This window comes from Methanobrevibacter ruminantium M1 (assembly GCF_000024185.1).
Taxonomy (GTDB): Archaea; Methanobacteriota; Methanobacteria; order Methanobacteriales; family Methanobacteriaceae; genus Methanobrevibacter; species Methanobrevibacter ruminantium.
This window is the reverse complement of the sequence record NC_013790.1, coordinates 1,179,471-1,201,261: the sequence shown is the minus strand read 5'-3', so window position 1 is coordinate 1,201,261 and position 21,791 is coordinate 1,179,471. Positions and strand designations below refer to the sequence as shown.

The window sequence follows — 21,791 nt, the reverse complement described above, 5'->3', positions numbered from 1 at the left end:
TTATTAAATATATTATATAAAACTGATGTAGAAAAATAGTCAAAGGGACAATAGACAGTTATTTGACTTAAATAGAATTAATCATTTAGCAATATGAGCTATAAAAATAATATAATTATCTAGAGTAAAAAATATTTAATGAAAACATAAATAAAGACAATTAGAAGGAATATATAAAAAATTAAGCAAAAATAATAAAAAATAATAAAAAAATATGGAAAAAATAATAAAAATTTTAAAAAAAATTCGTAAAAAAACAATGTATATATAAAATAAAAAATATATAATTATAATACTATAAGATAGCATAATCTAATTTTATATATTATGCATATAGTAAACCAAACAAATTCATACTTATTTGTTGTATAACTTAATAAAAAATAAAGATTAATTCGGTGAACATATATGAAAGAGGTTACAGCAATTTTACTAGTTATTATTGCCCTAATTGGGATAATATCAATAATAATAGTGAAACTATATTACAGAGAAAAAGAAAAAGATCATGATAAAGAAAGATTAGAGGAATTCCTTAACTCAAGCGATTACAATTCCAGCATTGAATCACATGAGAAGATTAGCTCAAGGCAAAAAGCTGAAGGCTCTAAAAAGCCTCAGAAAGTCCAAAGACGCAGAAGAGTTAGAAAAGTCCCTAAGGAATCTCAAAACAGAAATGAAAACCTAAGCGAAGCACAAATTTATGCTAACACACTACAAAACGCATCCAATAATGATTTATTTGTAGATTATGATGGTGATAATAGGGGAGCTCAAAGAACCAGAAAGGTTAGAAGAGTTGCTAAAGCTGAAACAGCAGAAACTACTCAAGCTAACGGCACTGCCGCATTGTTAAGACAAAGGGCAGAGGCTGCAAAAGCCCGCGAACAAGCTCCTAGGACCAAGGTCAGAAAGGTTAGAAAAGTAAAATCCCAAGAGGATACAGTTCAAAAAGTTCAAAGAACTCCAGATAGAGTCAAAGAACAAATGAACAAGGAAGAGAAAGTAAAACCTATCCAAGAACCTATTACAAAAGAGCACAAGGAAACCATCAATAGCGTAAGACAAGGTGAAAGTGAAGTCAAACCTCGTCAAGTCCCTATGACTAAAGAACAGAAAGAGTTCATTTCATCTGAAACCGCTAAAAAACTTATTGTTGAAGATGATGACGGTGCTGTTAAAGTAGTTAAATCAATTAAACCAGCTGAAGACATTGAAGAAATCAAGGAAAGCGCTTTAATTGAAAAGGCTGAAACTACTGAAGAAGCTAAAGTAAAAGTTACTGAAGAAACTCCTAAAGTAGAAGAAAAAGCTGAAACTGCTGAAGAAGAAGCTCCTAAAGTAGAAGAAGAAGTTCAAACTGAGGAAGCTCCAAAAGTAGAAGCAGAACCAGTCCAAGAAACTACTGAAGAAGTAAAAACTGAAGAAGCTCCAAAAGTAGAAGCAGAACCAGTCCAAGAAACTACTGAAGAAGTTAAAGCTGAAGAAACTAAAGTAGCAGAAAAACCTGCAGAAGAAGTTGCTGAAAAAGTAGAAGCTCCAAAAGCAGGAAAACCTGCAGAAGAAGTTGCTGAAAAAGTAGAAGCTCCAAAAGCAGAAGAAATCAAAGAAGAAGTAACCAAACCTGCTGAAGAGCCTAAAGCAGAAGAAGTAAAAGCTGAAACTACTGGAGAAATAAAATCAGACGCACCAAAAGTAGAAGCAGAACCTACAGAAGAACCTACAGAAGAAATAGAAGTAGCAGAACCTACAGAAGAACCTACTGAAGAACCTACTGAAGAAATAGAAGTAGCAGAACCTACAGAAGAACCTACTGAAGAAATAGAAGTAGAAGCTGTTGACGATTACATAGAAGCTCTAGAAACAGAAGGCGTTTATCAAGATGACCTCCACATTCTCCTAGGAGAAGAGAAAATCGAAGATGAAGGCCCTGAAAACGAATTTGTCACAATCAATTCCGATAGACAATCAAGCTCTGGAGGAAACGACATATTCAGAGATGCTATAAACTCCATTAGAAAATTCAGAGGAGCAAACACCCAACAGCATAAGGTTGAAGAAATCAAAGAGGAAGTAGTTCCAGATGACTACATCCACAACTTTGGAAACGGTATAGAAGAAATCGGAGACACAATCACAATCACTCCTATCCGTGAAGACGAAATCGATGATTTGGCTTATAATCAACCTAATGAAGATGTAGATGAAATCTATAAGGAAGTCAATGAAGAAGAATACAATAAAACCATTGATTCCGAATTGGATGAAGCATACGAGGATGTTACAGATGAAACTTCCGAAGAAGAAGCTAACACCTACACTGTAGAGGATTATAAGCAAATCGAAAAAGAGGAAGAGGAGAAAAAGGCAAGAGAAGAAAATACCCAAAAGATTTTAGATCTTAAGGGAATTGAATCCAAAAAGCCTCGCTCTTCTAAAAAAGAATCTGTATCTACAGAACAGCCAGAAGATCCTGCTCAAAAGCAATTGGTCTTTACCGAACAAAGAAGCAATGTTGAAGAGGTTTATATCAATGGCAAATTGATTGAACTCAAACTTGGCCAGACTGTAATGTTTAATCACAACAATGAAACTTACTCTAGCCAAATATTAAAGTTAAAACCAGGATTTGTTGGCGTCAAATACAGAGGCAAAAAAGTCTGGATTAAAGCAACCGATGTTAAAAGAGTGCTTTAACTAGGACTTTAAAATACCGAATTAAATAATAAAATAGTTTTTTAACTATTTTATTTTCTTTATTTTTTTAAAAAAAAAAACAAATATTTAATTTTTATTTTTTTAAATACAACCGAATTAATCTTAAACACTTTCTTTTTTTTCACTTTTCTTTTTTTATTAACTTCCATTAATCTTCATCCCACGATAATAAATACTAAAAAAATCAAAATAACTATAAGAGGTTTTTAAATGGATAAAAAATTAGCAGTTATTTTTATAGGGATTCAAGGAAGCGGAAAAACAAGCTTCTATAAAAGATACTTCCCAGATTTTGCCCATGTCAATCTGGACACATTTAAAAAAAGAAGCAAGGAAAGAAAATTCTTTAACATGTGTATAGAAGAAGGAAAATCATTTGTTGTAGACAATACAAACCCAACTAAATTCGATCGCCAACGTTATATTCCAACTGCCCGTGAAAATGGATATGAGATTTGGGGATACTTCTTCAATTCACCTTTGGAAGAGTCTATGGAAAGAAACAATCAAAGAGAAGGCTTGGCTAGGATTCCAAGAGTGGGAGTCCTATCAACCTATAAAAAATTGGAAGTTCCTGAATATGATGAGGGATTTGATAAACTGTTCTATGTTAAAATAAAAGATGGGCAATTTGTGGTTGGAGAATTAGAAGAATAAAAAGAAAAAATAGAGGGCGAAAGAATATAAATAAAAAAAGATAGAAAAAAATAGTAAAATAATTGCTTTAAAATAAAATAATGAAAAGAGAATAGAAATAATTCTCTAAAAAAAAAGAAAAAATAATTATTAAAGAGAATTAAAGTAATCAATCTATTTATGTGCAAAATAGAAGATTAATTCATCATCTTTAATCTCATCAAGCCTTGCAAATCCAAACCTTTCCAATTGGACTATATCGCCAACTTTCAAATCACCACAGTCCTTTTCACAAAGCCCTTCCACTATAGAAGCATCATCCATAACTATTTTAGCCTTTATCGCATCAAGAGGAACCCATTGAATGATTCTTGCCTTGACCTCTCTAGCATCTTCAAAGGATTCGCTATGGAACTTGACATCCTCTCCACTGATTTCAACATTAACAGCATCCATCAGACGGATAATTCCATCTTTGCAGTCTGCTTTAGGAATATATAGTTCCTTATCAAAGATTAGAGTTCTATTGCCCCTTTCCTCAAAGTCTGGATGTAGCGGCCTAATGACCTCCCATCCTAAAATGTCCTCTGGAACATCTGCAATGTCTATTTTTACAGGGCCCGGTACAAAGAAATACCTGTTTACCTTCTCTTCAATGAGATTTCTATTCAATCCATATATCTTTTTCCAGCTGATTGCTGAATCAGACATCTTGATTCCAATCTCAACCATCAATTGGGTGATTGTCTCAGGCTGGATTCCACGTCTAGCTATAGCCCTTAAGGTTCCAAGCCTTGGGTCGTCCCATCCGCTGTAGGTGCCCTCTTCAATTCCAGCCATAGCCTTGGAGGTGCTTAATGCAATGTCTTCCATCTTCAATCGACCATAATGTATAAATTCAGGAATCTCCCAGCCCATATGGTTGTAAAGGTATTTTTGCTTTTCGCTGTTTGCAAGATGGTCCTTTCCTCTCAATACATGGGTCATTCCAAGCAAATGGTCATCTACAGATACTGAAAAGTTCATCATAGGATAGACCCTATACTTAGTTCCAAGCCTAGGATGCTCCTCTTCAACTATTCTCATAGCCACCCAATCACGAATGGCAGGATTCTTATGATTTATATCAGTCTTAATCCTAAGTACAGCCTCTCCAGCTTCCATTTCAGGGAACCTTTTCCAAAGCTCCATATTCTCCTCTACGCTATTGTCTCTGCATGGGCAAGGCTGGCAGTTGTCCTTAAGCTTCTTAAACTCTCCCCCGTCACAGGTACACATATATGCTGCTCCACGCTTTATAAGCTCTTCAGCATATTGATAATAGATTTCAAAACGGTCACTTTGGTAATAGACTTCATCAGGCTCTATACCAAGCCATTTCAAATCATCCTGAATCAATTGATATGCAGGTTCGTAAATACGCTTAGGATCTGTGTCCTCAATTCTTAAAATGAATTTTCCGCCACATTTTTTAACATATTCACCATTAGGAACAGCTGCTCTTGCATGTCCAATGTGCAATGGTCCACTTGGGTTAGGTGCAAAACGCATGACAACATTCTTATTGCTGCCTGGAAGCTTAGGCAATCCTTCCTCTTTCTTTTTCTTTTTCTCTTCCACTTCCACTCCTAGCTCTTCCATCTTAGTCTTTTGTTCTTCAGGAGACATGGCATTTACTTGAGCTACAATCTTACCGGAAATCGGTCCGATCTCCTTTGCTCTAGGCCTAAGTTCAGGTTCATTGCTCATTATAGAGCCCATAACCGCTCCAGGGTTTGCGCTTCCCTTATGCTTTGCTGCATTCAATAATGCATGCTTAAATACAATTTCTTCTAATTCGTCCATTATAATCACTATAATCGTCAGTCAATAATAATTTTATAAAATTAAAAATCCAAGGATTTTTTAAAAACTTAAATTATTTATTAGTTATGAAATTAAAATTATTTAAAATTAATCAATCTTTTAAAACAATTTAAATCAATAAATTATAAAACTAATCAATCTTTTAAACAATTTAAATCAATTAGATTAGTTAAAATCGATTAAATCATCATTTATTTTAAAAGATAATCATTAAAATAAAATTTAAGAAAAATAGATAGGTATACTCTAATATGTTCATAAATCAGAAATTAATCATCATTACAAACATATTAGAATGGCAAATCTCATAAATAATAGGTTTAACCCATTCTTTATCAGACAATATTAGTTTTAATGTTCTTTATATTTAAATTATTCTAAAATATTATTTCTTTTTAAAAATAAAGACTGATTATTTCGTAATAGTTGATTTAATTTAGTTTTACCTAAAAAATTATTAAAGTGGCAAATATTATTTAAAAAATAGGCAAAATAATCTATTAAGTCAAAATAAAACAATAACTTATTGCAATTAAAGTAGAATAAAAACCAAACTAAAGAAGAATAAAACTATAATAAAATCCTAATAAAACAATAATGAAACTATAATAAAATCTTAATAAAACAATAAGAAAATCATTATAAAACTATACTAAAAACATGATTAAACAATAATAAAGACATTATAAAATTATAGCAAAAAGAGAAAAAAGGATGTAATACATCTTGATTAAAAAATCAAGACGCCTACATCTAAAATGTACTCAATAACCCCTAAATATATTTTTAAAAAATAATTATAATATAGATTAGGCAAAAGGCCAAAAATATGATTATTTGTTAGAACTTATTAAAACAATACTAATATACTACTTAAATTCTATTAAGTTCTTACTAATATAATATATCTATCATAACAATATATACTTTTTTATGAATACCAAAGAAATTATGAAAGCGGTCTCTTATATCAAGAGATCCAATAACAGATATGTATTAGTAATGAATATGAATGGAAAATTCAAGATGCCCAGTGAAATAGCAAGTGAAATGGATCTAAGAATAAATCAGATAAGTGCAGTCTTATCGGATTTAAAAAAAGAAGATATTGTAACTTGCATAAATGAAGAAGAAAAGGTAGGCAGACTTTATAAGTTAACCGACAAAGGTTTAGAAGCTTATAAAGTCATTAAGACTAACGAAGAGATACAATAGCTTACTTATTTTTCTTCATTTATTTAATTCAATAATATGCCTATTTTTATAACATACCACTTCAGATAGAAGTCTATTTTTATATATTGCTTATTTTAATATATTGCTAATTTTAATAAATTGCTATTTTTTATATATTGCTTATTTTTTTAATATTGCTTATTTTTTTAATATCGACTCATTTTTAATAGAATAAAAAACTATTTTTAAATTTAAAGCTTTTTTCAAACTTAAATTCGGATTATAAAAGATTCCTTTCGCATAATTAAGATGTGATTTGTATGACCAAAATATAATAAAATATATTTTATAAGTTATTCTATCTACATATCACCAATCAGATTATGAAAATAATCATATTGAATTAAAATAAACAAATTTATCCTTAATATTTAATATTAATTTTGACTAAACCTATTGTTTAATTAATCGTTATTTTAATTAAATTTATTAAAAAATTATTCAAGAAATCTTAGCAAATTATCTTAAAAAATTCTAGATCACAATAATGGGAGATGAAATTTTTTTAAAGAAATTAATTCTTATACTGAAAAACTAGTTAAACTTGAATAAGAAAATTAGTCAAATCTAAAAAAAATTGAAAAAAAATATTGGAAAAAATTGAAAAAAAATATTGGAAAAAATTGAAAAAAATTGAAAAAAATATTGGAAAAATTGAAAAAATTGAAAAAAAAATATTGGAAAGAATAATAAGAAACTTCAAAAATTTTTCCTATTGAAGATGATGATTTGAAGATGAAAATTTTTCAAAATGAATTAGTAAAAATTTTTAAAAAATGCCTGAAAAAAATCTAAATTTTTTATAAAAATTCATATTTTGAAAATACAATATAAAAATTTCAAGTCCATTACACATATATCAAGAAAAAAATATACGGATAATTTAAATAAAAGGATTAAATTAGGAATAAAGAAACAAATTATAGTAAAATAATGATATTTGAATAAAAATAAATGGAATAGAAAAAATAATGGACATTAGTTAAAATTTATAAAAAATATTAATTAAAAAATAAATGCAAGTGAAAGAAAATATGAATATTCTTTATTTTAAGAAAAAAATTAATTTAAGAAAGAATTAAAAAACGAGTTACAGTAGAAATGCACCTCTCCCTCCAAGTATACAATAGAAAAAATTTTTTGTCAAATAACACTTTTTAGGATTATACTAAAAATAATTCAATAGAATATGTTTTCTTTTTAAAGAAATAACTAAAATTGAACTATTGATAGAAAAAAGAGTGATTTAACTAAAAATAAAATTATTTAATATATAGCGAACAAAATAGGGAAATTTGTTTATAATCTATAAAACAAATAGGGAAAAATTCTAAAAAAATAGTTCAGCTAGAATCAAACAATAGCAAAAAAATATGAGAAAAAAATAGTTCTACAATAGCCAAACAATAGCAAAAAAATATGGGAAAAAAATAGTTCTACAATAGCCAAACAATAGCAAAAAAATATGGGAAAAAAATAGTTCTACAATAGCCAAACAATAGCAAAAAAATATGGGAAAAAAATAGTTCTACAATAGCCAAACAATAGCAAAAAAATATGGGAAAAAATAGTTTTGCATAATAAAAACAATAAGTGAAATCTCTTAAAAAAATATAAAAAATAAATGTCTGAAAAGACATAAATAAAAATAAAATTAAAAAAGTTCACAAATTATATTTTACTGACTTAAAGAATGAGGAGATAGAATGGATGGAAGATTAGATATAGATTCTTTTGAAAAGGCAATCAACGGTTTAAATAAAAACTTATACGATGTTGGAGCACTCTTTCAAGCAAATATGCCTCTTTTAGCAAGTGAAGCAAGCCAAGCTGCTAAAGAAAACTGCGTTAACAAGATGGCAGACAGGGTTGATGAAAGATTAGACTCCTTTAGAGAAAACTATGGATATTACAACGACTTTTATGAGAAATTAAAAGAAAACGTTAAAAATGACACCATAGAAAACCCAGAGGAGTATGATGTGTTCCTAGAACATGCAAGCAACACTTTTCCAAAGTATATTGATGAATTGGGACAGACCATTGATAGTTTATCTGGAATTCCTATAAGGACTGAAAAGTTTGATTCAACAATGAGAGAATTAGGATCCATTATTGAAAACTTCAGATTTGACTTTAAAAGGACCTTAACAGTAGCTGATGTTTATAAAGTTCAAAAAGAAATGAAAAGCCAAGAATAATAATTATTAAGTGAAAATAATGGAATTAACAAAAGAAACCGTGGCGTTAATATGAGTTTTCAAATAGATGACCCTGAAGATATCGATTGGGCTTACTTCTGGGCTAAAAAACTGGAATCTAAAAAGGACAGGGCTAAAGACTGGAATAAGGCAGCTCCCAACTTTGGAAAGTCTGCAAAAAAGGACGATTACCATACAAAGATTATAGAAAGAATCAATGTCAGCAAAGAGGACACAATCCTTGACTTAGGCTGTGGCGACGGAAGCATAACAATTCCCCTAGCTAAAAAGGCAAAATCCGTCACTGGAGTGGATTCTGCATATAAGATGCTTGAGATACTGAATGAAAATGCCAAAAAGGAAGGAATTGAAAACATAAGAACCCTTGAAGAGGACTTATCAAATATTAGAGTCAATGATGTGGGAAATCATGACATTGTAGTTGCATCAAGATCCTTGAATGGAATAATAAACATTAGGGAAACAATCTCCAATATAAATGAAATAGCTGACAAATACGTTTATATTACCCTATTTGGGCCAAACAATTGGAAAATAGAAAAAGAGTTCTTTGAAAGCATTGATAAGGAATATGTAGAGTTTCCATCCCATAGATACTTCTTCAATATACTTGTTGATATGGGAATCTATCCTAATGTTGAAAACCTTAACATCGGCCATAAAAGGGAATATGAAAACATTGAAGAGGCCTTGGAAAGTGGAAAATGGAGATTGGAACTTTTAGACGATGAAGAAAAGGCACAGCTTTATAAATATTTAGAGGATATATTAGAAGAGGATGATAATGGAAAGCTCTCCAATCCTAATGATAAAGCAGATTGGGTTTTATATTGGTGGAAGAAATAGAATATTTATTCAAAATACTAAGACAACTGAAAAAATAGAAGCGTTATTCAAAATACTAAGACAACTGAAAACTAATAAAGCATCGAAAAGAGGATATTATGACTAAGAAAATAATCATTGAAGATGAGAATGAAATTGATTGGGACCAATTATGGACTGCTAAGATGGATAAGAAGGGAGACCGTGGAAAAGACTGGTCTAAAGCAGCAGAAAAGTATAGTGAGAGAGCCAGCAAAGATAACTATACCGAACAATTGATTTCAAAAATGATCATATCTAAAGAGGATACCGTTTTGGATGTGGGCTGTGGAGAAGGAAGCGTAACCATTCCTTTATCTAAAGAAGTAAAATCCATTACAGCCATCGATGCAACAGACAAGATGCTTGAAATACTAGATGAAAAAATTAAATCTGAAGGAATTGAAAATATAAAGACAATTAAAGAGGATATTAATGATGTAAATCTTGAAAAATATGGCAAATTTGATATTGTGCTTGCATCTCGCGTAGTAAACGGCATAAAAAGCCCTAAAAAGGTTTTTTCTAACTTTAATGAAATGGCCAATAAATATGTATTCATTACATTGTTTGGACCAAACAATTGGAAATTGGAAAAAGATTTCCATGAATATTTATCTAAAGAGTATAATGGAGCTCCCTCTTATACCATACTTCTAAATCTCCTTGCAGAGATGGGAATTTATGCGAATATTATAAATTTAGATGTTGGGCCAGTGCGCACTTATAAGACAATTGAAGAAGCCATAGATAATGGAAAATGGAATTTAGCTAAATTTAGTGAAGAAGAACAAGAGAAACTGCCTAAATTTTTAAATGAAGTATTAATTAGAGATAATGAAACCGGTTTGCTATCTAATTCTGAAGACAAACCAGATTGGGTGCTTCTTTGGTGGAAAAAATAAATTTCAACAAGATGTGAATAAAAAAACTTTAAGATTATCAAAAAACAAAAGCACAAGCTAAAAAAAGTTTAATCGGTGAATAAATGAATCATGACGAGCTAATAAACCTTGATGCAATAGATTGGGAAGAAGTTTGGCAAAAGTCCCTTAAAAAGAGTTTTAAAAAGGAAAAGAACTGGGATGATATAGCAAAAGATTTTGGACAATGGCTTGAAAATGACGACTATCCTGATGTATTGCTTGAAGAGATGAGAATTGATGAAGAGGACACCATACTGGATATAGGCTGTGCTGAGGGAACCATAAGCAGAAAGCTAGCGAAAAAAGCCAAATCACTTACTGGTATCGATAAATCCAAATTGATGTTAGAGGAATTAAATAAAAAAGCAGAAAAAGAGAGAATAGATAATATTACCACCATTCAAATGGATATAAATGAACTTAATTATGAGGAAATTGGAGACTATGACATCATTCTTGCTTCCAGATGCCTAAATGGAATATATAATATAAAAAATACACTTACAACCCTTAATGAAATAGCAAATAAATATGTTTACATTACAGTATTTGGTTCAAAAAGCCATAAATACAAAAAAGAGAAATGTGAAATTGCAGGAAAACCATTTAAAGCAGGAACTGACTATATGGTTTTAGTGCTTCTTTTAAAAAGTCTTGGAATTGAAGCCAATGTTGTTCAGTTAGAGTGTAAAAATCTAAAGGAATATCGTGACTTTGATGAAGCAATCAATAGATCTGTTTGGAGATTTGGAGAGTTGGAAGAAGATAGAGAAATTGCACTTAGACAATATTTCAAAGAGACCCTTGTAAAAAATGAAAGAGGAAATTGGGTTAATCCAAAGGACAAAACAGATTTAGTTTTAATTTGGTGGAAAAAAGAAGAAGAATAGTTTAAATATAAAAAATAATAGTAAAAATTTAAAGTAATAAAAATAAGTAAAAATAATTAAAAATATTTAAAAGAATCTGAAAAAGAATCTGAAAAAGAAAATAAATGAAAGCCAAACAATACTGGCTTTCCTCATGGAAAAATTTATAAAAACTAATACTGACTTTCCTCATGGAAGAAGTCAAAGACCTTTTCCATCTCTGCAGGAATATCTATGCCCTGCGGACATTGAATATTACACTCACCACAAAATGTACAGCTGTCAGCTCTTTCATCCTTATTTACCAACCAGAAATAAGGTGCTGCAGTCTTATCAATATAATTCAAGCTTTTAGCAATATTATACTGCTTAAAACAGTGGGGAATATCCACTCTATTATGGCAAGGCATGCAATATCTGCATCCTGTACATGGAATCTCTTCCCTAGACTTATAGACTTGAGCAACATCCTTTAATATTTGCCTATCATGTTCGCTCATACAATCCGGCTGGCAGTTTTCAGCTATGGCAATATTCTCCTTTACCTGTTCCATATTGCTCATTCCACTGAATACAGATGTTACAAGAGGCTTATCCCAAAGATATTCCAATGCCCATTCCACAGGAGTTCTTTTCTTATCAGCAGTATCCCAAAGAGCTTGAACTTCATCGGGAATGTTTGTTATTAGGCTTCCGCCCCTTAAAGGTTCCATAATTACATTACCAAGTCCTGCCATTCCAACAAATTCCAAACCGCCAAGGCCACTTTTATAATCCTCATCAAGATAATTTACTTGAGTTAGGATAACATCCCACTTATCATATGAATCCATAATGCTAAAGAAAACATCCAAATCATCGTGAAAGGAAAAACCGACATATTTGACTCTGCCATCTTCAAGGATGCTGTCTAAAAATTCCAATACATCCATGCCATATAACTTGTTCCAAAAGTCTATCTTAAGGGAATGGAGCATATATACATCAATATAATCAGTTTGAAGTCTTTCGAGTTGCAAATCAAGGAACTTGTCCATATCTTCCCTTTTATTTACCAGCCATCCAGGGAGTTTTGTTTGAATAACCATATCTTCACGGTTTCCACGTTCAGCCAGGTATTTACCTACAAAGGGCTCTGCATTTCCTCCAAGATTTTTGTTTTTGCTATGAAATGAATAGGCAAGGTCAAAGTAGTTTATTCCATGATCTATTGCATAATCAAACATTTTGCTAGCTTCTGCCTCATCTATTTGGTAAAAATGCTCTTTATGGGGCAAACGCATACATCCAAAGCCTATATTTGACACTTCCAAATCAGTCTTTCCTAGTTTCCTATATATCATTCAAACACCTTTCTATTAGGATTTGCCTAATATTTAATTTTAAAAAATATAATCTTAATCACACATATAATTTTTGTTAAAAAGAATATATAAAAATAGCTAATTAAAAATTGGCAAATAGATTTAATGGATAAATGCTAATAAAATCGTTGAAAAAAAAACTGTTTAGAAAAATAAATAAGAAAAAATTATAAAAAAAGAACAGTTAAAAAAAAATTAGAAAAAATATTAAAAAAAAAAAGTTAAAAATATAGAAAAAAATAGGGGAAAGAGTTTAAAAATAATGTATAAATGAAAATAGATGATTAAAATTCCTCTTCGTGATTGAAAAATAAATATAAACCATTATCAACTCTTTTTAACCTTCCATTTAAAGATTCTATCAATAAATCAATGCGCTCATCATTATTTAGATATTTGCCATCAAGGATTAAAGGCATACCAACTAATTGTTCCATAAAAAGAAGTCTAACCTGATTTGTATCTAAAATAGAGGAAAATCGGATAAGCTTATCAAAAAACTCCTCATCGCATTTTCCTTGCTTAGATATTTGTATATCTATCTTTTCCTTATAAAAGGGAACCAAATTGGCAGTTACGCTTAAGTCCCATTCTTCATCCCAAGGATGGAGAATCAATAGCTTTTGAACTAAAAACTGAGCAGATTCATCTAAATCATGGCCAAAATCATTTATTTCCATAAGAACACTATTAATATCTATTTAAAAACATCAGTTTATTTAATCAGTCAAATTAAAATAAAGCAATCCTCATTTATAAAAACACTACCACCCTATTTATCAATTAAAAATTACATAGGAATGCAATCAATAAAAGAACAAATATGACCAGGCAACAGATAGCATAGTCTTGATTGTCATTATTGGCGGGATTTGCCTCATTTATTACATTTTTAAACTTGCTTGAATTGCTTGCTTCATTAGAATTTGAGTTGGACTGTGAAAAACTACTGGTTTCCTGATTAAAGCCATTTTCCTCATTTAAATTTGAACTAAAAGTGCTTTGATGGCTAGTTCCAGCTCCATGAGAAGACCTTTCCTTAACCTCTTCAATGCTAGGAAGAGAAGCGCCACATTCCAAGCAGAAAGAAGCTTCATCTAGATTTTCACAACCGCATTTCGGACAAAACTTTGACATAAAAAAACCCCCTTTAATAAAAAATAATCAAGTAAAAAGATTAAGCATTTTCAGTCATTATTGGAACAACCTGTTTCTTACGGGAGACTACACCCTCTAAAAGAACAGTATTGTCTTCCAATTTAACTCCATATGCCTTTTCAACAAGGCACACATCTTTTCCAAGAGCAATTACTTGAGAATTGCTGTTTACAATGTCAGTGATTAAAAGCATGAACAAGTCTAGATTTTCATCTTCTATGATTTTATTCATTCCAGCTTCCAAATCATCTTTCATTGTCATCACATCATCAATATCTGCAGTGTTTACCTGATTTACAATGGATCTGACATCTTTAAAGTCAATTTGCTTAGCGTCTAAGCTTAAGATCTCTTCAATTGAGAAACTTGATAAGTCAGTTCCTGCCTTTAGCATTTCCAAACCGTATTCCTCATAATCAATTTGGGCAATTTCAGCAAGTTCCTTTACCGCTTGCTTATCATCTTCAGTTGTTGTAGGAGATTTTAAAAGCAATGTGTCTGATATGATTGCTGATAACATTAAGGATGCAATGGTCTTATCTGGAGTGAGGCCATTTTCCTTATATAATTTAAATAAGATTGTTTCAGTACAGCCTACAGGCTCTGTTCTAATGAATAATGGATAGGAAGTTTCAAAAGCAATCTTGTGATGGTCAACAAGCTTTAAAATCTTTGCATTTTCAATATTGTCAACAGATTCGCTTGGACTGTTATGATCTACTAAAATAACCTCGGCATCATCTTCGATGCTTTCAATCAATTGAGGGGCTTCAATATCGAAGTAATCTAAAACAAATTCAGTTTCCTTATTAAGATTTCCTAATCTGCATGACACTACATCAGCATTTCCTAATTTGTTTTCTAAGTCACACATTACAAGACTTGAAGTAATTGAATCAGTATCAGGACTTTTATGTCCAAAAATATAAGTTTTGCTCATTTATATCACCTTTAAATATTTTTGATAAATTATTATAATTATAATTGATAATAAAACCTTAAGTTTTATAGATTTATAAATTGATTAAACTTTTAGTTTTACCATTTATTAATTATTTAATTAATTCTTTTTATAATTTTTCTTTAATTGGAAAAACTCCTTATAAAATTGATAAAATAGTCGGATAAATATAATAATCATAAAAAATTAACCTTGCAAAAATGACTAAAATCTAAAAAATAATGAATATACATAAAAACGGATCATGGAAATCTAAAAAAATAATGAACATGCATAAAAAAAGAAAAACGGAAAATGGAATTTGGAGATTATTCTAAACGAGAAATAAAAGAGCCGAATAAATTGATAAAATATTAGGTTTAGAATAATCCGATAAAACTAAAATCATTTAAATTAATCCAGATTGCATTTAGAAAAAGCTAATTCAAACATTTTGATTCCAAATAATAAGAATGTAGTTTTAGGAGTTGACATCCAGAATTTATATGTCCAAACAATTATCCAAATAATCCAAAATAATTTAATGAAAATTAATTTTAAATCATGTTTTCCGATAAAGAACCATTCCAATAAGGGCTTTTTAAAAGCCTTACCAAAATAATTGTTCTTAGTTATTATATTGGATAGGCATATATAAATGGATTGTCCAAGAGCGTGTGAAAACTAATAATTCTGTTTCGTTTTATGAAACTTATATGAAATCCATTATTCAAAGATATTATTTATTAAGGGATTCTCAATACCTAATTCCTTACAAAGCTCATCTATTTCATAAGTAACTTCCTTAAGTTCACGAGAGGCTTCTTCCCGTCTTTTATAAATTTCCTGGATGTTTATTTCCTCTTCCTCATATGTATCCACATATCTAGGGATATTCAAGTTACAATTGTTTTCATCAATTTCCCTTAAGCTGACTCTTCGAGAGTATTTGTCAACTTCAGCCCTTGAGACATAAGTGCCTACAATCTTATTGATATCCTCTTTTCTAAGATTGTTTCTAAGCTTTATCTTATTGAAGTTCTTGGAAGCGTCAATGAATAATACGTCATCATCATATCTTCTGTTTTTCTTGAATATCAGTACACATGCAGGGCTATTTGTGCTATAGAACATATTTGACGGAAGACCGATGACTGCATCCAGATAATTCATCTTAGAGACTATTATCTTTCTTATTGATTCTTCAGAAGCGGATCTGAATAATACCCCATGAGGAGCTATTACAACCATAATCCCATCATCATCCAAATGATAAAGCATGTGCTGAATAAATGCATATTCCGCCTTTACCCTTGGAGCCAATGCATTGTACTCCTTAAATCTTTGATCATTTAAGAAGCTTTTCTTGGCGGTCCAACTTACATTGAATGGAATCTGAGAGACTACAACATCAAATTTATCATACCCTATATGATGAGGGCTATCCAATGAATCTCCCTGCTTTATGTCAAAGTCCTTAAAGTGAATGTTATGCAAGATCATGTTCTGCCTTGAAATATTATAGTAATATGCATTCACTTCCTGGCCGCAGATAAGATTTAAGGAAACATGTTTGTTTAATTCCAGAAGCATTGAGGAAGAGCCGCAGCAAGGATCGTAAACTGAATCAATAGCCCTTTTGTTTGTGGCCACAAGCTTTGAAACCAAAACTGAAACATCATTTGGAGTGTAAAAATCAGCAGATTTTGAGGCATTTAGGGAAAACTTATCAAGGAGATATTCAAATGCGTCACCTATGGAATATTGCTTTTGAATCCTATAGCTGTCATAGGACCTGTCATTCCATCCCTCATTGACTAAGCTATTGGGATGATTTGGATTTTCTAAACCTGTGACAATATTCTCTTTATTTGAAAGTTCCATAGAATCAAACTCTTCAACAGGAGCAATATCGTCTAAGAAAAGTTCCATAGATGCATACTCTTCAAATGGAGCCTCATTTAATGGAATTGAAGAACTTTCATTTAGGGGAGAATCATCTAAAAAGATATTCTTATTAGGATCTGAAAGCAATTCCTTTTCCAAAGCATCCAGATTCACACCAAGCTCTCGAGCAGGCTCAGAATAATGGTTAATTAAAGAGAGTGAAGAATTGAACTCATCCAAGCCAAAGTCAACACTATCCAAAGCGTTCAATATATTATAGATTACCCTATTTCTATCCTCCTGCTTTTTACCTAATGGAGTGGCTTGGAGATTAACGCTTTCAAATAGGTTTTCAAAATCTTCCTGACTTTCGGTTTTCTTACAGGAACTATTTATTTCAGCAAAAGCCCATTTCAATTCTCTTGAAATATCTGCACCCTGATTATAGGAGGCTATGACATTTCTAAATAGATGGTTAGGTGTAATAAAATAGCCTAAGTTATAGATTGCCTTTTTCGCTAAAACCTTGCCATAATTTTCAAAGTTATATGCCTCTTCAAACTTCAAATCGTCCTTTTCCAATTCCTTATCAAGATACAATTCCAAATTTTCAGAGAGATACTTGTAGGTTATGAAACCTAAAAAGTACTTCTGGAAATCTTCATCTGTTAAAAAACCAACCATGCTGTTTGTTCTTAATTCCTCATATTTATCCCATAGTTGGCGTCCTAATCTGCTTGACATAAATAAACCTCAATAATAAAAATAAAGCTAATAGTAAAAATAAACCTCAATAGTAAAAATAATCCTCAATATAAAAATAACGTTAATAGTAAAAATAAACCTCAATAGTAAAAAACTAAATCTTTTATAGTCTTTAAAAAGTTTTTTCCTCCAGGAGCATCTCATTGATAATTGACTTTTCAATCTGTTTTTCAAGTTCTGCCAATTCCATATTTAATTTGATGCGCTTATCCATTAAATTAAACAATTTTCCATAGTTTATTTGAGTTTCTAAATCTGGAACAGGCAAATAAATAGATTTAAGGTGAGTTGTCTTTATAATCTTTAATGTAGTTCCCTCTTCAATTTTATGCAATTCCCTTGGGAAGATATCGCTTTTAAGCAGATGGTAGATAAAATCAACATCATAACCTTCTTTTACTCTAACAACAGCATAATACATTGGAATGATAATTCCAGCCTCTTCTATTTTGCTCACTTTAGATCCTGCAAGGAGAATTACAATATCATTTTCCTGTGAGTAGAATCTTTCATGGATCTCCTCTGATACCTCTTCATATTCCAAATCCAATTTTGAACTGTTTTCGGAATATGTTTTCTTTAGAATGGGCCTTTCAACTGTAGTTCCTTTACCTTTCTGATACCTTTTTACCCTTACTCCCGTAAAGATATCTGCAATCTGATCGAATCGTACCTTTTCTATCATCTAAGTCCTCACCTTATTCATCATTTGATGAAATAAATATTAAATGAATGTTCTAAAATTTAAGAATATATAATATTATGTATCTTATTGTTCTTAAACTTAAGGATTTTTAGTGGAAAAATTAAAAGAAGTTTTTAAAAAATGATTTATAAAACAGCGAAAATTATTGTTTAAGATTCAAAAAAAACTATTTAAATAAGATGGATTTTTAAATAGAAAATAAGCAGTTTAAAAGAGGATTAAAGAATTTAAGAATTAAATTCTTAAAAAGCGCATATGAGATTATAATTGGTAATTGAATAAGTCACCCCCATAACTTATTCAATCCATAAGGATAAGCTCACCCCCAAGCTTATCAATAAGAGTTAAATGATGAGTTATTCTATAAGAGTAAATGAATAAGCTCACCCCCAGGCCTATTCAATGAATGAAATACGAATCACCCCCAATTCATATTTCCTTAATTTTCACCCCCAAGAATCATATAATATTTGAATCAAGTTCATCATGACTTGCTTCTAGGAAAAAAGAATAAAGCTCACCCCCGAACTCAATTCTTTTTTAAAAAGAAATAAGATCACCCCAGCTTATTTCTTATGAAAAATGAAATATGAATCACCCCAGTTCATATTTCATTATTGCATAATTCACCCCCAAGAATGCAATTATTTTTTCATAAGCATGATGATATTATGAATCTTTTAGAGACATTTGACAAACAATTTATTTGGATATTAAACAATAATTCTTTATCATTTTAAAACTTTCATATCTTCTCCGTTTTTAAATAATATTGTTTCCAAATAATAAGAATCAAAAGACGATATTTTAAAATCTAAAATCCAGAATCTTATTCCAAATAACAGATTAGTAAAATAAAGTATCAAAATGATTCTTAGAATCCAGAAACAATATATTACTATTTCGATGACAAGACCTGATTAAGAAACTTAACAGATCCCATCAATTAATTATAGGTGTTATATGAATAAACATGAGCTTTTTTATCTTATCATATAATCAATGGAATAATCAAATTTTCATTTGATAAGGATTAGATTTTTTCAACCACCAAATTTGCATAATGAGTTTCGATTTATGTGTTTTATTATGGATTTTTATTAATGAAGAGGTCAAAGTATTTTTATGAGATAATGTTCTTAATTTTAATGACAAATCCAATGATTGAAAAAAATTAAAACTTGAATCAAATTCAAGTTTTTTCTAATCACAATTATTATTATGAACAAACTAGTATATAAATGTTTTGTTCTAAATTTATATGACACACCCTAAATCTATGTGACAAGATATTTTTAAAAAAAGTGTGACAGCTTAATAAAAAGAGAATTGATAAAATAATAAGTAGGAAATCTATGGATAAAATAAAATAGAAAGGACAAATAGTCCAGTAATGAAATAAAATAAAATAAAAAGTCTTAAAGATAGGGCAAATAGCCTAGTAATGAAAAAAAGAGTCAAAAGGATAAAATAAATTATCCTATTTAATTAAAGTCTTGATTATAAGCTGCTGTATCCTCTACACCATCAGTATAATGCCTTTGGGTGTTTGGATCATAAGCCTCATTAGGTCCGTTCCTACGGTCTATATGCTGTATGCCATTGCTGTCGGTATACTCCTTAATATAATCCTGATCTTGTCCAGACCAATAATATCCATCATTGCCTGTAGATTGGGAATTAGAGCTTGAAACATTGGAAGTAGCTGTAGATGCACTTGCATCAGTTCCATTTGAAGCCGTACCGCCAGTGACATTTATGCTTTGATTATTGACCATATCAGATGTGGAATTTACAGTGCCGTCTTCATTTAGGAAAATAAATTTCACGCTTGATATGAGATGTTCCAATATCTCAACATCATTTGTGATGATGATTATATTGTCATGGGTAACTGAATTACCTAAAAATGCCATATAAGTACCATTTTCCTCGTTATACCAGACAGTTCTGTTTGCAACAGTCTGTTCAGTAGCAGTGGCTTTAAAATCATTTATGGTAAATTCGAATTCTACCCGGGCTACAGTACTATTGTCTTCACTATTATAGAATAAAACAGTTAAATCACGGTTTGTATCATTGATTTGACGAATTGCTTCATTAACAGTGGTATTTTCATAATTGTCTCCAGATGGCAAATCCATCATGCATGTTTTGGATAAATTATATGTAGTGTATTTTACAGTTTCATCATAATTTAATAGGAATGCAGTAGAGCCAATCACTACAACAGCAACTAAAACCACTAGTAAAATACGTTTTAGATTCACAAATTAACCTCCCCTAAAACAAAAGAAAATAAAATAATTTATTTGAATAAATTATTACTTATTTAGATATTAAATTAAATTATTATTAATTAATATTTTTTATTTATTTATTAATAAAGTTTACCTAAAAAATTATAAAAATCGACTACTTTTTGGTAAAAAACTTAAAAATTATTGAATTTTAAAAAAAAAGGACATATTGGAAAATAAAAAAATTATTGGGTTTTGAAAAAAATAGTGATTGAGAAAAAGTTAAAAAAAAATTGATAATTTAAAAAAACTAAGTATATGAAAAGTAAAAAAATTGATAATTTAAAAAAACTAAGTATATGAAAAGTAAAAAAATTGATAATTTAAAAAAAGTAGTATATGAAAAATAAAAGGATAAAATTCATAAAAAAAAGCCTTATAATCCCCACAATAAGGATTATTTAGTGCATACAAAAATTAAAGATTCCTTTACATTAAAGAGTTCAATCTCTTTTTCAGTTAAATTCAAATCCTCTAATTTAGATACTTTTACCTTAAATCCAACAGATTCAAGCCTTTGCTTAACATCCAGACCATAAAACCTTAGATGATCCTTGTTTCCATAATGCTTTTCTCTTAATTCAGGAGTGTTATACTCTTCCTTTTCTAGAGTCTCTTCATTTCCAGATAGGGGAACCACAGTTATGCAGACTCCATCCTGCTTAAGTACACGATATAACTCACCCATAGCTTTAAAATCATTTGGAACGTGTTCCAAAACATGACTGTTATAGATGAAGTCAAATTCCTCATCGCCATATGGAACCTCTTCCATATTGACCTTCATCTTAAGCTTAAGGCCTCTTTTTGCATATGTTTCAGGGTCTATGTCTACAGGATAATAATCCACATGGTCGAATTGGGTGAAATAATTATAGAAAATTCTCTCTGGAGCAAAGTGCAATAACTTAATGTCCTTATTTTTAAAAATAGAACTATAGTTTCTTTCAAAGAAAAGATAAATTAATCTGTGTCTTTCTAAAGACTTGCAATATGGGCACATTGCCTTTTCCCTTTTGACAACACCATAAGGTTCAAAATTAGAAATCCTCCCACAATATGGGCAATAGTTGCTTTCGGTAGATAAATTCTCTTTATTGATTATGATTTGCTTATTTAATTCAAATTCCTTAATCAATTGCTCATTCTCTTCGATAAGCTGATTTTGCTTTTGCTTCAATTGCTTATTCTCATTAAGCAATTTTTCATAATTGTCCTTATAATAATTGAATTGATTGCTAGAGGATAAAACCTTGTCTTTAAAACCCATATTATCACTTATTCTATAAAAGAAAGATATTAATAAAAATAAAAATTGTTTTAGATATAAATAA

Annotated in this window: 17 protein-coding genes; 8 read left to right on the top strand and 9 right to left on the bottom strand. The window is 30.2% G+C overall.

The genetic code is table 11. The features are described from left to right. Window positions 1–408 precede the first annotated feature (408 nt). Both MRU_RS11685 and MRU_RS04735 read left to right on the top strand, forming a co-directional pair. Window positions 409–2,697 (top strand): hypothetical protein, encoded by a 2,289-nt coding sequence (locus MRU_RS11685; RefSeq protein ID WP_012955742.1) that lies wholly within the window; start codon window positions 409–411, stop codon window positions 2,695–2,697. 231 nt (window positions 2,698–2,928) lie between these two features. Continuing rightward, window positions 2,929–3,375: an AAA family ATPase gene (locus MRU_RS04735; RefSeq protein WP_012955741.1), complete on the top strand. Its 447-nt coding sequence runs from the start codon at window positions 2,929–2,931 to the stop codon at window positions 3,373–3,375. A 153-nt stretch (window positions 3,376–3,528) separates the two neighbouring features. Here the strand turns inward: MRU_RS04735 and MRU_RS04730 are convergent, their stop codons facing one another. Continuing rightward, window positions 3,529–5,199, bottom strand: a complete 1,671-nt coding sequence (locus MRU_RS04730; protein ID WP_012955740.1) for a glutamate--tRNA ligase — start codon at window positions 5,197–5,199, stop codon at window positions 3,529–3,531. Window positions 5,200–6,153: 954 nt separating this feature from the next. On the opposite strand from MRU_RS04730, the gene MRU_RS04725 reads away from it, so the two are divergent. From MRU_RS04725 to MRU_RS04705, 6 genes are all read left to right on the top strand, one after another. Continuing rightward, window positions 6,154–6,435 carry a MarR family transcriptional regulator gene (locus tag MRU_RS04725; RefSeq protein WP_143714305.1) on the top strand — a complete coding sequence of 94 codons (282 nt, stop codon included), beginning with the start codon at window positions 6,154–6,156 and terminating at the stop codon, window positions 6,433–6,435. Between the two features lie 611 nt (window positions 6,436–7,046). After that, the gene (locus tag MRU_RS12145) at window positions 7,047–7,175 is read left to right on the top strand and encodes a hypothetical protein (protein WP_265101245.1); all 129 of its coding nucleotides are present in this window, start codon (window positions 7,047–7,049) and stop codon (window positions 7,173–7,175) included. A 987-nt stretch (window positions 7,176–8,162) separates the two neighbouring features. After that, a complete protein-coding gene (locus MRU_RS04720; protein ID WP_012955738.1) occupies window positions 8,163–8,657 on the top strand; it encodes a hypothetical protein in 495 nt (164 codons plus the stop codon). Between the two features lie 51 nt (window positions 8,658–8,708). Beyond that, window positions 8,709–9,524 (top strand): class I SAM-dependent methyltransferase, encoded by an 816-nt coding sequence (locus MRU_RS04715; protein WP_012955737.1) that lies wholly within the window; start codon window positions 8,709–8,711, stop codon window positions 9,522–9,524. 98 nt (window positions 9,525–9,622) lie between these two features. Then, the gene (locus MRU_RS04710) at window positions 9,623–10,447 is read left to right on the top strand and encodes a class I SAM-dependent methyltransferase (RefSeq protein WP_012955736.1); all 825 of its coding nucleotides are present in this window, start codon (window positions 9,623–9,625) and stop codon (window positions 10,445–10,447) included. A gap of 83 nt (window positions 10,448–10,530) precedes the next feature. Continuing rightward, complete coding sequence (locus tag MRU_RS04705; protein WP_012955735.1) at window positions 10,531–11,358, top strand: class I SAM-dependent methyltransferase; 828 nt, start codon at window positions 10,531–10,533, stop codon at window positions 11,356–11,358. A 152-nt stretch (window positions 11,359–11,510) separates the two neighbouring features. On the opposite strand, the gene MRU_RS04700 is transcribed toward MRU_RS04705, so the two are convergent. From MRU_RS04700 to MRU_RS04665, 8 genes are all read right to left on the bottom strand, one after another. Continuing rightward, a complete protein-coding gene (locus MRU_RS04700; protein WP_012955734.1) occupies window positions 11,511–12,680 on the bottom strand; it encodes an aldo/keto reductase in 1,170 nt (389 codons plus the stop codon). Between the two features lie 305 nt (window positions 12,681–12,985). Next, window positions 12,986–13,381: a hypothetical protein gene (locus MRU_RS04695; protein ID WP_012955733.1), complete on the bottom strand. Its 396-nt coding sequence runs from the start codon at window positions 13,379–13,381 to the stop codon at window positions 12,986–12,988. A gap of 103 nt (window positions 13,382–13,484) precedes the next feature. Continuing rightward, complete coding sequence (locus MRU_RS04690) at window positions 13,485–13,838, bottom strand: zinc-ribbon domain-containing protein (RefSeq protein WP_012955732.1); 354 nt, start codon at window positions 13,836–13,838, stop codon at window positions 13,485–13,487. 40 nt (window positions 13,839–13,878) lie between these two features. Further along, entirely contained in the window at window positions 13,879–14,799 is a 921-nt protein-coding gene (locus MRU_RS04685; RefSeq protein WP_012955731.1) for a manganese-dependent inorganic pyrophosphatase, read from the bottom strand. A 726-nt stretch (window positions 14,800–15,525) separates the two neighbouring features. Next, the gene (locus MRU_RS11190) at window positions 15,526–17,430 is read right to left on the bottom strand and encodes a type I restriction-modification system subunit M (protein ID WP_012955730.1); all 1,905 of its coding nucleotides are present in this window, start codon (window positions 17,428–17,430) and stop codon (window positions 15,526–15,528) included. 133 nt (window positions 17,431–17,563) lie between these two features. Then, entirely contained in the window at window positions 17,564–18,136 is a 573-nt protein-coding gene (locus MRU_RS04675) for a restriction endonuclease subunit S (RefSeq protein WP_012955729.1), read from the bottom strand. A 1,505-nt stretch (window positions 18,137–19,641) separates the two neighbouring features. Then, a complete protein-coding gene (locus MRU_RS04670; protein ID WP_143714304.1) occupies window positions 19,642–20,427 on the bottom strand; it encodes a hypothetical protein in 786 nt (261 codons plus the stop codon). Window positions 20,428–20,854: 427 nt separating this feature from the next. Continuing rightward, window positions 20,855–21,727, bottom strand: coding sequence for a class I SAM-dependent methyltransferase (locus MRU_RS04665; protein ID WP_012955727.1), 873 nt, complete (start codon window positions 21,725–21,727; stop codon window positions 20,855–20,857). Window positions 21,728–21,791: the final 64 nt, after the last annotated feature.